Consider the following 14858-nt stretch of genomic DNA (forward strand, 5'->3'; position numbering starts at 1 on the left):
CAATCCTCATGGGGCAGTGACATTGATTGCCACTTGCTGGCGCAGAATCAGTTCGGTCAGGCGCAGGGCATTGCTCGGGTAGTCGAGCAGGTAACGCTTGATCGTGTGCGGCTCGCGATACATGCGGTAAAAGGCGCGCAGGTGCAGGCGATTGATCGCGTCGGGGTAGTAACGCTCGCTGGCATTGGCCTCCTGACGAATGAAACCGCCGCAGGTGAACGCCACGCCGCTGAAACCACCGCGCAGTGCTTCGAGGATAAAGCGCTCTTGCAGACCGGCGCCAAGGCCGACCAGTAGCAGATTGGTCCGCTGCCGGCAGATGTCAGCTTGGATTGCCGCACCTTGTTCGGCGTCGAAGTAACCGTTGCGCGCGCCGACCAATTGCAGGCGCGGGTACTGCGTGCCGAGCTTGTCGACGAAACGATCAAGCTCCGCCTGCTGCGCGCCGACCACATACACGCGCTTGCCGCGCTGCTCGGACTCGCGCAGCACCGGGTCGGCAATCGAGGTGAAATCGAAACTGACCCGCTGCACCGCGCGCCCGGTGATGCGCGACATGAAACCGGACATCAGCATGCCGTCGCAGAAATACGCCAGCGACGACGGCGGCTGGCGGATGAAACTGCCGATCGAGGCGAAGTTGAGAAAGGAAAACGCCCGGTTGGATTCCAGCAGGGCCGGCGAATAACGGTCGAGCAGCTCGAGGCGGATCATGATGCAAGATCCTGTGCTTCGGCGGCGCAGGTCGGCCGACCAACGCTGATGTAGGTGAAGCCGCGTGCGCTGAGGCGTTGCGGATCGAACAGATTGCGGCCATCGAAGATCAGCGGATTTTTCAACTGGCGGGCGAGCAGTTCGAAGTCTGGTGCGCGAAACGATTGCCACTCGGTGACGATCACCAGCGCGTCGGCATTTTTCAGCGCCGCCTCTTTGGTCCCCGCCAGCGTGAGGTCATCGCGTGGGCCGTAAAGCTGCTGGGCCTGCTCCATGGCTTTCGGGTCGAATGCCTGCACATTGGCGCCGGCACGCCACAACGCCTCCATCAAGACGCGGCTGGGGGCTTCGCGCATGTCGTCGGTGTTGGGCTTGAAGCTCAGGCCCCACAGCGCGAAGGTTTTGCCTTCCAGCGCGCCGTTGAAGTGCTCGGCGATCTTGTGGAACAGCGTGCTTTTCTGCTCGTTGTTGCGTGATTCCACCGCGCGGAGCAGGCGCGCATCGATGTCGACGCCGTGGGCGGCATGGATCAACGCCCGCACATCCTTGGGAAAACACGAACCGCCGTAACCGATGCCGGGATAAATGAACTGGTAGCCGATGCGCGGATCCGAGCCGATGCCATGGCGAACCATTTCGATGTCGGCGCCAAGCTTTTCGGCGAGCCCGGCCATTTCGTTCATGAAACTGATCTTCGTCGCGAGCATGCAGTTGGCCGCGTACTTGGTCAGCTCCGCGCTGCGCACGTCCATGACGATGATCTTTTCGCGGTTGCGATTGAACGGTTCGTACAGCTCACGCATCAGCGCTTCGGCGCGTGGGCTGTCGGTGCCGATGATGATCCGGTCGGGGCGCATGCAGTCGTCGACCGCGCAACCTTCCTTGAGAAATTCCGGGTTGGAAACCACATCGAAGGTCAGCGCAGCGCGGCCGCTTTCGCCGAGGATTGCATTGATGCATTCGCGCACCCGATCCGCCGTGCCCACCGGCACCGTGGATTTGTCGACGATGATCTGCTCGCCGCGCAGGTGCTCGCCGATGGTGCGGGCGACGCTGAGCACATGTTTGAGATCCGCCGAGCCGTCCTCGTCAGGCGGCGTCCCGACCGCGATCAGCAACACGTCGCCGTGTTTTACCGCAGCGGCCAGATCGCTGCCGAATTGCAGGCGGCCGCTGTGATGGTTTTCCCGCACCAGGCTTTTCAGCCCGGGTTCGTAGATGGGCAGGCTGCCGTCATTCAAGGCCTGCACCTTGGCCGCGTCGACATCCACACACAGCACGTTGTGGCCAACCTCGGCCAGCGCGGCGCCCTGGACCAGTCCGACATAACCGATACCGAATACACTCACATTCATGGGAAAACCTCATGCGTGGCGGGGTGGGCCAGAGCGCTGGCCGCTGTCAGTAGATGTTTTTCGAGAACAGGGTGAAGGGCGTCTTCAGCAGGATCTTGATGTCCAGCCACAGCGACCATTGATTGATGTAATTGAGGTCTTGAGCGACCCGGCGCTGCATCTTTTCCACGGTCTCGGTTTCGCCGCGATGCCCGGTGATCTGTGCCAGCCCGGTGATGCCAGGCTTGAGCCGATGCCGCGCCATGTAGGCGCGCACCTTGCCGGTGTAATAGATGTTGTGGGTCACCGCGTGGGGGCGCGGGCCGACCAGCGCCATGTGGCCGAACAGCACGTTGAACAGTTGCGGCAGCTCATCGATCGAGCTGCGTCGCAGAAAGCGTCCCAGCGGTGTGACGCGGTCGTCGTCGCGGGTGGCCTGACGCACTTGCTGATCGTCGTGCACGCGCATTGAACGGAATTTCCACACGCGAATCACTTCGCCGTCGCAGCCATGGCGGTTCTGCTTGAACAGCACCGGCCCCGGCGACGTCAGCTTGATCGCGATGGCCACGCCTAGCAGCAGCGGGCTGAGCAGAATCAGCGCCACCGCCGCCACGCTGCGTTCGAACAGGTCCTTGCAGAACAGGCTGCCGGGGTGCGAAGTGAGCAGGCTTTCGTTGAGGTAGATCGCCGGCATCCGCTCGATCTCGGAGATCGAATGATTGAGCAGGACCATGCTGCCCAGATCCGGAATCCACACCACGTCGACGTTCATGTCGAGCAGGTTGATGTACAGCGCTTCGATGGTCGCTGCCTCGGCCATCGGCAGCACGATATACACGCGCCGCGCCTGCAAGCGGGTGATGATTTCGCGAATGTCCTCGACCTCGCCGAGCAGCGGCAGGATGCTCGGCGCCGGGCCGCTGTCGGCTTTCGCCGCGACAAACCCGAGCAGCAGCGCGCGATCCGGGTCGAGCAGTTTGCGCGCCAGCTCATGGGCGGTCGGGCAGGTGCCGATGATCACCGCGCGGCGCTCGTTGCAGATCATCTTCGTATACATGCGCACGAACAGATGCAGCGGCAGAAACGTCGCCGCCTGGGCGAGAAAACCCACCACCGCCCAGACAATTACCACCTGCCGGGAGAACAACGCGCTGGTCTGGGTGACGAAGGCGATGCTCATCAGCAGCCCGAGCAGAATCAGCCAGCCGGCGAGCAAACGTCCGAGCCCGACCAGCAGACCATGGCGCTTGTGGTAGACCTGCACCAGGCCGTAGACCGGCATCGAGCCAAGCACCGTGAGGATGATCAGCAGCCGATATTCACTGGGCAACTCGCCGATGCGCCAGTGCACCAGCACGATCAGCAACAGGTTGACCAGGGTCATTGCGCACAGCCAGTGCACCCAGAAGGTGAGGCCGCGACGGTGTGCCATTTGCGCGGAATATTGCGAGGTCATCGGCGCGATCTCCGATTCGTCGAACAGGGTAGGATTTGCTGTTGCCGGGCGGCACGGCCCGGAGGATCAGCGCGGGGCGAAGTCGTAGTCGTAGAAGGAACGGGAATGGCCATGGCCGTACTTGCGCGCCTTGCGCAGATCGACCTGATTGAGCACCACGCCGAATACCGGCGCCTGGCTCTGCTGCAACACGGCGATGCTCTTGCGCACTTGGCCGACCGGCGTGCTCTGCGCTTTGACCACGTAGATCACCGCATCAGAATGCTGGGCCAGCAACAGTGCGTCGCTGACGATTTCTGCCGGCGGCGAATCGATGATGATGTGCCGATAGCGCGACTTGAGAATCTGCAACAGCCGACCCAGGCGCGGCGAACTGAGCAGATCCTGGGCGGGGGCCACGGCGCTGCTGGAATTGCTCGAGGATTTCAGTCGTGGTGCGTCGAACGGGTCCAGCATCGAGGGCGTGAGACAGCCGGCCGGGAGCATGTCGAGATTGCCGACACTGCGAATGCAGTCTTCCAGCCGCGCGCTGCCGGCCATGAGGTTGGCGAGGCCAGGGCTTTCCGGCGGGAAATCGAAGTTCAGCGACAGCGTCGGCTGCCGCATGTCAGCATCGATCAGCAGCACTCGCTCCAGCGGCGCCAACGACGAGGCGAGGTTGTTGGCGATGGTGCTCTTGCCTTCGCCGGACACCGAAGACGTGACCAGCACCACCTGCGCCGGGCGTTCGTTGTTTTGCAGCATCAGCCAGGTGCGCAGGTTGCGGATGGTTTCGCAGAAACGCGGGTGGTCGTTGTCCTCGAACAGCCGCGCCAACTGCCGCCGGCTCTTTTTCATCACCAGCGGCACGACGCTGAGCAGCGGCACATTGAGCAGGCTCTCGACGGTGTCGTCAGTCTTGAAGGTGTTGCTCAACGTATCGAAGAGGAAGGCGAGGGCGACGCCGACCACCGCAGCCACCAGCGCGACGATGGCGAGGATCAGATTCTTGCGCGGTTTGCTCGCTTCCAGCGGCGCGATCGCCGGGTCGACGATGCGCGCCTTGGCCGAATCCATGTCCGAGGTGGCAGCGGTTTCCTTGAGGCGGGTGACGAAGGTTTCGTACAGCGCTCGGGTGCTGTCGACTTCACGCTGGAACTCGCGCAACTGGAATTCCTTGCGCGAAATGTCCTGAATCTGCGCCTTGTTGCTGTTGAAGGATTTGCGCAAGGCGTCTTCGCTGGCCACTGCCAGTTGATACTGGCGCTCGATACCGGCGACCACTTGCTGCACTTGCAGGCGCAGGCTGTTGGCCGCCGTACGTTGTTCGGATCGGGCGGAGATCAGCGCCGGGTGCTTCGGCCCGTAGCGGCCCGACAACTCTTCGACTTTCGCCTGAGCCTTGGCCAGGTCGGCCTGGAACTGCTGAATCAGCGGATTGCTCAGCACTGCCGGCACGCTGGACAAACGACTGATGTCGCCGTTGCTCAAGGCTTGCGCCTGACGGAACTGGCTCTCCGCTTCAGCACGGTCGCGGCGCGCATCGATCATGCGGTTACCGGTCATCTGCAGTTCGTTGGCACTGATGGTGGCGACGCCGTCGACATCGACCAGACCCTGTTCCTCGCGGTAGGCCTGCAACTTGTTTTCGGCAACGCGCAGGTTGTCGCGCAACTCGACCAGGCGGGTGTTCATCCAACTGGTGTTGTTTTGCGAGGACTTCAGGCTGGTGTCCTGCTGGCTGTCGATGAAGCCTTGGGCGAGGGCATTGGCCACCGCCGCAGCGAGCGCCGGGTCAGGTAGTTCGACTTCGATTTCCAGCAACTGACTCTTGCCGACAAACTTGACGCTGGTGTGCAGCATCAGGTTTTGCGTGACGTCGTTGAACACTTGTTCTTCGGTCGCTGGCGGCTTCGGCGGCGGCAACAGGTCCAGCCATGGCAGCCACTGGTCACGATTGAGGTCGGCCAGCCATTGGCGCGGGGTGAACCAGCTCTGCGCCTGCTGGCGTGGATCGGTGATCGGGTTGGTAGTCAGGCCAAGTTTGCGCACGGCGCGCTCGGCCAGTTCCCGCGATTGCAGCAACGCCTGCTGAGTCTGCAAGTAATCAGTGGTGGTGGCGCCGCCGGATTCGGCGGCTTGCTGGAAACTCAACACCGGCGGCGTCTTGTCCTTGATCAGCAACGTCGCACTGCCGACGTACTGCGGCGTGATGAACGACAGCGCCGCCACGGCCAGCGCGCAACTGAGCAGCACCAGCCAGGCGATGTTCCACTTCGCCGACCAGATCACCCGCCACAGGTGCAGCAAATCAAGGGTGTCCGACTCATCGCCCGCTTGCGTTTGCGAGTGGGCCTGGAGCGGACGTTCGAGGTAGGTGCTTGGGCTGTTGTCCATGATCAGAAAAAGCCTTGTGCAATGGAAATGGTGTCGCCGGGGGCGATGACGGTGGTGCGCGAGATGTTCTCGGTGACCGGTGGGCCGCCACTGCCGCGCAGAATCGTCACGCGTTTCATCGAGGCGCGTTCGGTCAGGCCGCCACCCAGGGCGATGGCTTTTTCCAGAGTGAGCCCAGGCTGAAAGGGATAACTGCCGGGCTTCTGCACCTCGCCGTTGATGTAGAACGGGCGGTATTCGATCTGGCTGAGGCTGACTTTCGGATCGACGAGATAGCCTTGCTTGAGGCCATCGACAATTTTCTTTTCGACCTGATTGGGCGTCAGGCCCTTGGCGACGATTTCGCCGAGAAACGGGTAGGAGAAGGTGCCGGCATCGTTGAGGCGGATCTTCTTGAAGCTCAGTTCCGGCTCGCCGAACACGATGATGCGCAAGACATCGCCAGCGGCCAGGCGGTAATCGGTGTTGCTGTCCGCCGCCTCGACTGTGGGCACTGTCCAGAGCAGCAACAACAATAAAATCAGGCGCGTGTGCATGGCCCAACCCTCCTACAGACTGACGTCGAACGTGATCTGGAAAACATTGCGGGTGAAGCTTTCGTTGTCGGCATCGGAGTCGTTATCGCGGTGGCGGTAGGCGACTTCGACGTCCAGCCAGCGGCGCATTTCGTAATTCACGCCGAGTTTGTAATCCTGCAGGTCGTCGCTGCGGTCCTGGCCTTCGTAGACGTAATGGCCCATGCCGGCTTCGGCGACGGTGGTGATGCGCTCGGTCCAGCCGTGACGCCAACCGATCTGGGTGAAGGTGGCTTTCACCGCGTCGGACCCGTCGTCGCCTTCGGCCATGGCCTGGCGCGCGAGAAAGGTGAAGGTCGAGTAGGTGCGCGGTTTCCACGCCAGATCCACTTGCCAGGTCGGGTTGCTCAGGTCGTCGGAACCGCTCTGGTCGAAATTCTTGCGCTCGTAACCGACGCGCAATTTGCCGGTGGTTTTCGCCGTCATGTCCCACTCGGCACCGGCCAACACCGCATCGGAGCGGCTGCTCCGCGGGCTGTTCGATTGCAGGTAGTCGAAGCGGGTGTGGTCGTATTCGAGCAAGCCACGGGTTTTGCTGCCGAGGCGGTGATACCAGGTGCTGGTCAGGTTGCTGGTGTTGCGCTCCTTGTCATCGTTGATGCCATCGGAGTTGTCGTAGCGCAGCTGTGCGTAGCTGGCGCCGAGGTCGATCTGGTTCAGCGCACTGCGCGCGCCAAAGGTGTAGACGCCGCCGACGCGCTGGCTCTCGATCTTGTCGTTGATGCCGTCGACGGCGGTCGAGGTGGTGCGCTCGTATTTACGCGCCTCGGCTTCAAGCTTCAGCCGGTGCCGATCGGTGAATTCCATGATGCTGTCGGCGCGCAGCCGCTGGGCGGTGTTCGAAGCGTCCGAAGCGCTGTGATAGATGTAGCGGGTCGGCTCCCAGATCACCCGCGTGGCGCTGTTGCGATTCTCGGCCTTGAGCTCGAAGGCCGGCGCCAAACGGGTGACCATGGTCGATTCGACATCGTGTTCGACTTCGCGAAAGTTGTCGTCGTAGCTTTCCGACAAGGCAAAGGTCGGGGTGAAATCGAAGCCGTAGACATTGATCGCTTGCGGCTCGACGCTCCATGCTTCGGGTGCGCAGCAGGCGACGACTAAAACCAGGGAACAGCGAGGCTTCAGAGCCATGGATCACGCTCCTGATTAAGGGGGTCGGAGTCAGGGCGAAGCAGATCCGGACTATTGTCGCTGGCGTTCGAGGTAACTCAGCGGGACGCTGACGTGCTGTTGGCGGTTGAGAAAATTGAGCAGCATCATCACGCGCTCATCGCCGTGCATGGACAGGAACACGCCTTCGAGCGGGGACAGTGGGCCCTGGACGATTTGCAGAGGTTCGCCGGGCTTGAGCTGCGGATCGGCAGGAAAGCCGAGCGACTTCTGGCTGCGCTCACGCAATTGCGCGATCACGTCTTCATCGACGCGGGCGGGCACATGGTTGAATTCGACGATGCGGCTGACACCACGGGTCGAGCGAATCGGTGCCCAGTTATCGTCGCGGCTCAGTTGAATGAACACGTAGCCGGGGAACAGCGATTCCAGGATTCGTTGGCGTTTGCCACGAATACTGCGCTCGCTCATCAGTTGCGGCCGAAAGGTCGAATAGTTCTGTTGCTGCAGATTGAGTTGTGCCCGTTCATCCTGGCGGGGCTTGCACTGCAATAAATACCAGTTAGAACCGTTGCGGCAAACCGTTAGCATGCTGGAGTACTCCATACATAGCGATCGTTTAAGCAGGGCGGCCGATAGCGTGGGACGAGCCGTCATGCTTGCTAGTAGGTAGTAGGCTGATCAAGGCAAAGTGCCGAGCCAGATGCATCAATGTTTATTGGCAGAAGAAGTGTTTCAAAAATGAATCAACTTGATTGGGTTGTTGTTATATCCATGGCCGTCTTGGCTATAACGAGTCCGCGCTTTTGTTTGAGCAAAGCTACCGCACGGTTCGCAGTTGCGACCTTCAGGATCCAATTACATAAATAGCCGGAGAGCAGAAAAGTGTGCGTCGGCGCGAGCTCATCGGGCAGTGCTAAGTTATCGGCCAGTCTTTGCAAGCTGTCAATTGCTAACAGTCAAAAACATTACCTTTCATCCGCTGATGATGGCCATCTCACGTAGGTTATTGATTGGTAAAGGTGAAATTTATTCGTCGGGTTTTTTAAACTTTTCGAAGTTGTTGAAGTCGCGGAGGTTAGATGGTGCGCGTGATAGCAAATTAGTTTCAATCTTACATGTTTCGGTTCGTAAGAAGTTTTGATTTTAGATGCCTCGCGTCGGATGCTGCTGGCCCGAGTAACTAAGGTCGTCTATGAATAGTTACGGTCGTTCGCGGGTAAATGTTCGTGCTGCATATTTCTTGAAGTCAAACCGGTGAGCCGAGGCAATCATGAGTGTTCTGGTAACGGGTGCCGCAGGTTTTATCGGTTATCACACGGTCATGCGTTTATGTCGCGAAGGGCTAGAGGTTGTGGGTATCGACAATCTCAATCCTTATTACGACGTCAAACTCAAACAGGCGCGTTTGCAGAGATTGCAGACGCTGGTCAATTTTACGTTCCAGCGGCTGGACATTGTCGATCAGAGCGCTTTGACCGCGTTGTTCGAACACGGCCACTACAAACAGGTCATTCACCTCGCTGCGCAGGCCGGAGTGCGCTACTCGCTGGACAATCCTGATGCCTATGCGCAGTCGAATCTGGTCGGGTTTCTCAACGTTCTGGAAGCGTGCCGTCGTCACCCTCCAGAGCACTTGATCTATGCATCGAGCAGTTCGGTGTATGGCGCCAATACCAAGATGCCGTTTGCAGAAGACGATCCGGTCGATCAACCGGTTTCGTTGTACGCCGCGAGCAAACGCGCCAACGAACTGCTCGCCCACAGTTACTGCCATCTCTACGGCTTGCAGGCCACCGGCCTGCGCTTCTTTACCGTGTACGGCCCGTGGGGGCGACCGGACATGGCGCTGTTCAAATTCACCGAAGCGATGCTCAACGGGCGCGCCATCGACCTCTACAACCAAGGCGAAATGGCGCGGGACTTCACCTTTATCGACGACATCGTCGAAGCGATTTTCCGACTGCTCGACAAACCGCCCGCAATCAGCGCCGAGCGCGGCACCAATCGCCTGTTCAATATCGGTCGCGGCAGTCCGGTGGCGCTGATGAGCTTCGTCGAATGTCTGGAGCAGGCACTGGGCATCAAGGCTCAGCGCCGTTATTTGCCGATGCAGGAGGGCGACGTGCTGAAGACCTGGGCCGACGTATCGGCGCTGGCACGCTGCATCGACTTCAGCCCGCAGGTGCCGATCGAGCAGGGCGTGCAAGCGTTCGTGCAGTGGTATCGCGAGTTTTACCAGGTCTGATTCAGTGCAGGGTGACGGCCCTGCGACTTTCCCCGATGCGGATCCGGTCGAGGGCGCGGTTCAACGCATCCAGTGCATCGAGCAGGGCCTTGGCCTCGGATTCACGCCCATCGCCCCACAGGCGTTCGGCCATTTTGTTCAAGGCCAGAATGGCGCGTTCGATGTCGGCTGCGCTGGGGTTGCTGTCAGGGGGTGGTGGTTTTTTCGGCATTAAGGGTTCCTCGGCGGTCGGCAAACCACCATACCGCCAAGACGCCGAGCTATACAGCCAGAAGTGTCGCCGATCAGCAGCGAATGCTGTCTGATCAGCGATTAGCCTCAATCAATCCCGCCTCGATAAACCGCACCGAACTCTCCAGCGCCTGCTGCCCCTCGGCCAGCATGCCCGCGTAGAAATGCCAGGCGTGAAACATGCCGGGCCACACTTCAAGATTGACCCGGACGCGGTTGTCCGCCAGGTGATTGGCCAGACGCATGGCGTCACTGAGCATCAGTTCGTTTTCGCCGATCTGCACCAGAATCGGTGGCAGTCCGGTGACGTCGGCGAACACCGGCGACGCCAGCGGATGGTTGGCCAAGGTGTCGCCGAGAAAGGCTCGCGCGAGGATATCCAGCACGGGCTTGGAGTTCAGCGGATCAAGGCCTTCACGATTGCTCATGGAGACGCCGGTGTGTTCGAGGTTGGCCCATGGCGAGATGGACGAACCCACTGCGGGCAAGGGCAAGCCTTTGGATTTTGCCGCGACCATCACGCTGACCACCATCGCGCCACCCGCCGACTCGCCTGCGAAGGCAATCTTGCTGGCGGCGATGTTCTGCTCAAGCAACCACTCATAGGCGCGCAAAGTGTCATCGATGGGGGCGGGGAACTGATGCTCGGGTGCGAGGCGGTAATCCGGCATGTACACCCGCGCGCCGAGCATTTTTGCGTAGTTGCCGCCGATGCCGTGGTAGCCGTCAGGTCGACCGACGATGTAGGCACCGCCGTGGATGTACATCAGCACCGCGTCGGTCTTGAGTTCATCCGGAGTCACCAGCGTAGCGGGCACGCCGCCCATGTCGACTGCTTCAAACCTCACGCCAGCCGGTGGTTGATTCTGCCCTAGCATTTTTGCGTAGGCATCGCGGATGTCGCTCATCTTAGTGGTGGTATCGATACCCTTCAGCACGGGCACCAGATCGCTGAGGCTGTTGGCCCAGGTTTGTACGGCGGCTTTTACTTCAATGTTCATATGACCTCGATCAGACGTTAGTGATGGCTTAACTAATCGAAATGGTATGCTCATGATTGGGGAATAGGTTTCCCCATAACCGGTGCCAAGCCGCCTGAATGCCAAACCCGGAGGCCACATGGAACTGCATAACCTGAACGACATCGCCGCCTTCGTCGCCTCGGTGGATACTGGAAGTTTTACGGCGGCGGCCAGGCAACTCGGGCTGACCCGCTCGGCCGTCGGTAAATCGATCGTGCGGCTCGAATCGCGTCTGCAGGTCCGTCTGCTCAACCGCACCACCCGCAGCCTGAGCCTGACCGACGATGGTCGGGTGCTGTATGAGCGATGTGTGGGCATCTTGCAGGATCTGGACGAGGTCGAAGAGGCTTTGGCGTTCCGCCGTTCGACGCCCAGCGGCCGCTTGCGCATGAGCCTGCCGGTAGCACTGGGCCGGCTGCACGTTGTGCAGCACATCGAGCGCTGTCTGAGAGACTGGCCGTCGCTCGCCATCGACGCGACGTTTTCCGATCGGCTGGTCGACCTGATCGACGAGGGTTTCGATCTGGCGATTCGCATCGGTCCGCCCAAGGAAGACTCCGGGCTACTCACGCGCACGGTGGCTTACCAGCAAATGATCACCTGTGCCTCGCCCGATTATCTGAATGAACATCCGGCACCGCAGACACCCGAAGATCTGGCCGGGCATGCGTGCCTGCACTTCGTCAGCGGCGGCCGATTGCTGGCGTGGAATTTTCGCGTCAATGGTCAGCCTGTGCCGGTCATTCATGCCGGACGGCTGCAGATGGACAGCGCCGAAGCCTTGCATCAGGCGACTGCGGCAGGCCTCGGTATCGCGACGTTGCCATCCTATGTGGTCAACGATGACCTGCGCAGTGGCAAGCTCGTGCAGTTGCTCGCTGAGTACGCCGAGGCTGCCGAGCCGATCCGGGTGATTTACCCGAGCAAGCGACACCTGTCGCCGAAGATTCGGCTGTTTATCGACAGGCTGGTGGAAGCGTGGTCACCGGCGCCTTGGGAGTGATTGCCTGGTCATTGCAGCTGTTTTGCAAACTCCGATGTTATTGATGACGGCAATGTCCAAACTGTGCGCATTGAAAAGCCCTGAATCATCAGGGCTGTGTTCTGGCTGAGGGGGCGTAGAGTGACAAACTCGCGGTCGGTCTACTTCGCGCTCGAAGAGCAGGCCAACCGATATTGCTCGTAGTTCAAACCTTCGACCTTTTCCGGCAGCTTGTATGGCACGGGGCAGCTTTTGCCCTGCCACTTGATGGTGATGACACCGTGATCTTTGGTCACCAGCGCCAGGGCTTTGCCCGTCGGATCTGACAATGCCAGTTGTTTGCCGTCGCTATCCAACAGCACCGCGCCGAATGGAATCGGCTGGCCGTTGGCATCGTACAGTTCAAACTGGACGCGTCTGCCTTTGCTGCCTTCGAAGCGTGCAAGAACCACCGAACCTCGTCTTGGCACCAGTTGCTGGGTGGCATTGTCCAGCTCGATCTCACCGCCCAGGTTGCGCGTGTCCAGCGTTACCCAGTTGACGCGATACGGTTGCGCGTTAGGCAGAACCGCATAGCCGTTCAGGCCGGTTTTCACACCCGAATAGCTGCTGACTTCGACGCCCGACATGCCGGGGACTTCCACCAGGCCGAACGTTTCACCGACGGTCTGGCCCATATTGATGCCGCCGGCATGAGCCACGATCGATCCGGCCGCACTCAGGTTCTGCGACTCATAGCCGCTGCCTCGGCTGTAGCCAAAGCCCAGATCGCCCATCGACGTACGGGTACTCAGACTGAGCGAGCCAGAGCGCTCGCCCTGGACGCTGCGCCCGGTCTGCACGGAATAGTAGGTGTCGCTGTCCTCGGTCAGATAACCATTGATCCCGGCTTGCGTGCTGGTACCGGCGTTCTGATGGTTACTGGAAACGTAGGCACGCGGTGCGCGTGGTGTCGATCCGAGCGGGAACGATATTGAAACGCTTAATTGCGTATCGTTGCTGGTGTCACCGCGTGCGCCGAATTCCTGGGTTTTGCTCAGGCTGATGTTGTAGTTCAGGTCGCGCCAATTGTTGTTGTAGCCGGCGGAAAAGCTGCGCGAGCCACCGCGATCCCAATAGCGCTGGTCACTGGCATTCAAATACAGCGAGCCGAACTGGCGCGCTTCGCCAAGGGTCTGGTTGACCGTGAGGTCGGTACGGGTTTTGGCATTGCCCGCGCGCCGCGTAGCGCCGGCGCTGGTGTCCTGCACATGGTCGGTCAGCGTGCGGTAACCCTCGGTCGAATAACGATAGGCGGCGAGAGTGAAGCTGGTATCGGTACCGGTGAAGGTCTTTGCATAGAGCGCGCGGACACTGCTGCCCTGGGTAGTTTTGCCGAATGCCTTGCTGGACGATTGCGTAACGTCCAGGGACATCGCGCCAATCGAGGTGTTCTTCGCCGCACCGATGGACAGCGCCTTGAAGCCGTTGCTCGCCTGAATGCCGGCAATGCCCGTCAGATTGCTGGTCAAGCCGTAGGCGAAAGTGCCCCCAACGAAAGCCGGTTTGTCATAGCCCTCGCTGTTGTTGTTGAACTTGCCGCTCGACAGGCTGTACTTCAGTTGCCCCTCACGCACCATCGTCGGCAGGGCGGAGAACGCCTGCCGGGTTACCTTGCGCCGACCATCCGCTTCGACAATGGTGATCTCCAGGTCACCGTTGGAGCCCGATGGGTAGATATCACTGATCTCGAACGGACCCGGCGGTACATTGGTGGTGTAGAGAATGTAGTTGTCCTGGCGGACCTCGATCTTCGCATTGGTTTCCGCCACGCCACGAATGATCGGTGCATAACCGCGCTCACTGTCCGCACGCATGCCTTCATCAGAAGCGATCTTGACGCCTTGGTAGCGCACGCTGTCGAACAGATCCGAGTCGGAAAAGATTTCACCCGCGCTCAGTTGCCCCTTGATCGCCGTGAGGTCGCGCTGGATGAACGTGCGGTTGCTGACAAAACGGTTGGGCCGGCCGGTGGAGCTGCTCAGGTTGGATTCGTTGCGCAGACGCCAGGCACCAAAGTTGATGCCGTTGCGCAGCCCCAGGTTATTGGAGATTTGCGTGGTGTAATCGGTTTTGCTGCGGGTGCTGCTCAGCTGGTAGTTGATGAAACCGGCGGCCACGCCTTGGTCCCAAAGCTCCGGATCTACATAGCCGCGCATGCCACGCGCCATGGCGACCTGCGGCACACTGATATTGAGGCGCAGGCGGTTGGCATCGAAATTGAGACTCGCTTGCTCGATCATTGCAGGCAGGTCGTAGTGATCGGCAGGGTGTTGCTCGTCAACCAGACCCTGCTCACGCAGTTTGCGCATGTCCACACCCAGCTGCTGCAACAGTTCCAGGGTGATGCGTGGCTCGACTTTGCCGTTGACCGGGTTGGCCGCGAAATCGATATCGCGACGCCCGACCAGCGTGCCGTTGCTGAACACGTCGACGCGGTATTGGCCTGGCAAGACGCTGTTGGCATTCAGCAACGGTTGCAGATCGACCGCCGATGAACCTTCAAGGAACAGCGTATTGAAAGATTCACTCGCCACTGCGGCCGGGGCTTCGGCGCCCACGGCGAATCCGCAAATGGCCATGTTGATAGCAAAGCACAATGGATGCAGGCAGCCCAACGCCGCTTTGTTTTTCTGGCGCGCAACATGATGCTTAACACAACTTTCAGATGTGTGGTGTTGGGAGGAAAACATGCAATTTGCCTTATCAGTCCGTGTTGCTTCAACCGGAGTCCGGAACTTGTGAATAGCTTGTAAGTTGGCAGGGTG

Annotated in this window: 12 protein-coding genes; 2 read left to right on the forward strand and 10 right to left on the reverse strand. The window is 60.2% G+C overall.

The features are described 5' to 3' along the window. Positions 1-6: 6 nt before the first annotated feature. The 7 genes from OC605_RS16260 to rfaH form a co-directional block, all read right to left on the reverse strand. Positions 7-714, reverse strand: a complete 708-nt coding sequence (locus OC605_RS16260; protein ID WP_137213482.1) for a WecB/TagA/CpsF family glycosyltransferase — start codon at positions 712-714, stop codon at positions 7-9. Next, positions 711-2069 (reverse strand): UDP-glucose dehydrogenase family protein, encoded by a 1359-nt coding sequence (locus tag OC605_RS16265; RefSeq protein WP_262138172.1) that lies wholly within the window; start codon positions 2067-2069, stop codon positions 711-713. The genes OC605_RS16260 and OC605_RS16265 overlap by 4 nt, the downstream gene beginning before the upstream one ends. Before the next feature lie 46 nt (positions 2070-2115). Then, a complete protein-coding gene (locus tag OC605_RS16270) occupies positions 2116-3507 on the reverse strand; it encodes an undecaprenyl-phosphate glucose phosphotransferase (protein ID WP_262138174.1) in 1392 nt (463 codons plus the stop codon). Positions 3508-3573: 66 nt separating this feature from the next. Beyond that, entirely contained in the window at positions 3574-5883 is a 2310-nt protein-coding gene (locus OC605_RS16275) for a GumC family protein (RefSeq protein WP_262138176.1), read from the reverse strand. Positions 5884-5885: 2 nt separating this feature from the next. Next, positions 5886-6419: a polysaccharide biosynthesis/export family protein gene (locus OC605_RS16280; protein WP_262138177.1), complete on the reverse strand. Its 534-nt coding sequence runs from the start codon at positions 6417-6419 to the stop codon at positions 5886-5888. Positions 6420-6431: 12 nt separating this feature from the next. Further along, positions 6432-7589 (reverse strand): outer membrane beta-barrel protein, encoded by a 1158-nt coding sequence (locus OC605_RS16285; RefSeq protein ID WP_262138179.1) that lies wholly within the window; start codon positions 7587-7589, stop codon positions 6432-6434. Between the two features lie 51 nt (positions 7590-7640). Next, positions 7641-8159: a transcription/translation regulatory transformer protein RfaH gene (rfaH, locus tag OC605_RS16290; RefSeq protein WP_262138181.1), complete on the reverse strand. Its 519-nt coding sequence runs from the start codon at positions 8157-8159 to the stop codon at positions 7641-7643. A gap of 682 nt (positions 8160-8841) precedes the next feature. Between rfaH and OC605_RS16295 the strand changes: the two genes are divergently transcribed. Further along, the gene (locus OC605_RS16295; RefSeq protein WP_262138183.1) at positions 8842-9816 is read left to right on the forward strand and encodes an NAD-dependent epimerase; all 975 of its coding nucleotides are present in this window, start codon (positions 8842-8844) and stop codon (positions 9814-9816) included. 1 nt (position 9817) lies between these two features. Here OC605_RS16295 and OC605_RS16300 read toward each other — a convergent pair whose 3' ends face one another. Next, on the reverse strand, positions 9818-10027 hold the full coding sequence (locus OC605_RS16300) for a hypothetical protein (protein ID WP_206420356.1): 210 nt from the start codon (positions 10025-10027) through the stop codon (positions 9818-9820). Positions 10028-10121: 94 nt separating this feature from the next. After that, on the reverse strand, positions 10122-11048 hold the full coding sequence (locus OC605_RS16305) for an alpha/beta hydrolase (protein ID WP_178083622.1): 927 nt from the start codon (positions 11046-11048) through the stop codon (positions 10122-10124). Positions 11049-11166: 118 nt separating this feature from the next. Here OC605_RS16305 and OC605_RS16310 point away from each other — a divergent pair, with 118 nt between their 5' ends. After that, positions 11167-12072 carry a LysR family transcriptional regulator gene (locus OC605_RS16310; RefSeq protein WP_130909794.1) on the forward strand — a complete coding sequence of 302 codons (906 nt, stop codon included), beginning with the start codon at positions 11167-11169 and terminating at the stop codon, positions 12070-12072. 140 nt (positions 12073-12212) lie between these two features. Here OC605_RS16310 and OC605_RS16315 read toward each other — a convergent pair whose 3' ends face one another. Beyond that, positions 12213-14672 (reverse strand): fimbria/pilus outer membrane usher protein, encoded by a 2460-nt coding sequence (locus OC605_RS16315; RefSeq protein ID WP_262138188.1) that lies wholly within the window; start codon positions 14670-14672, stop codon positions 12213-12215. Positions 14673-14858 lie beyond the last annotated feature (186 nt).

The sequence above is a fragment of the Pseudomonas sp. Marseille-Q5117 genome (assembly GCF_946901175.1).
Lineage (GTDB): Bacteria > Pseudomonadota > Gammaproteobacteria > Pseudomonadales > Pseudomonadaceae > Aquipseudomonas > Aquipseudomonas iranensis.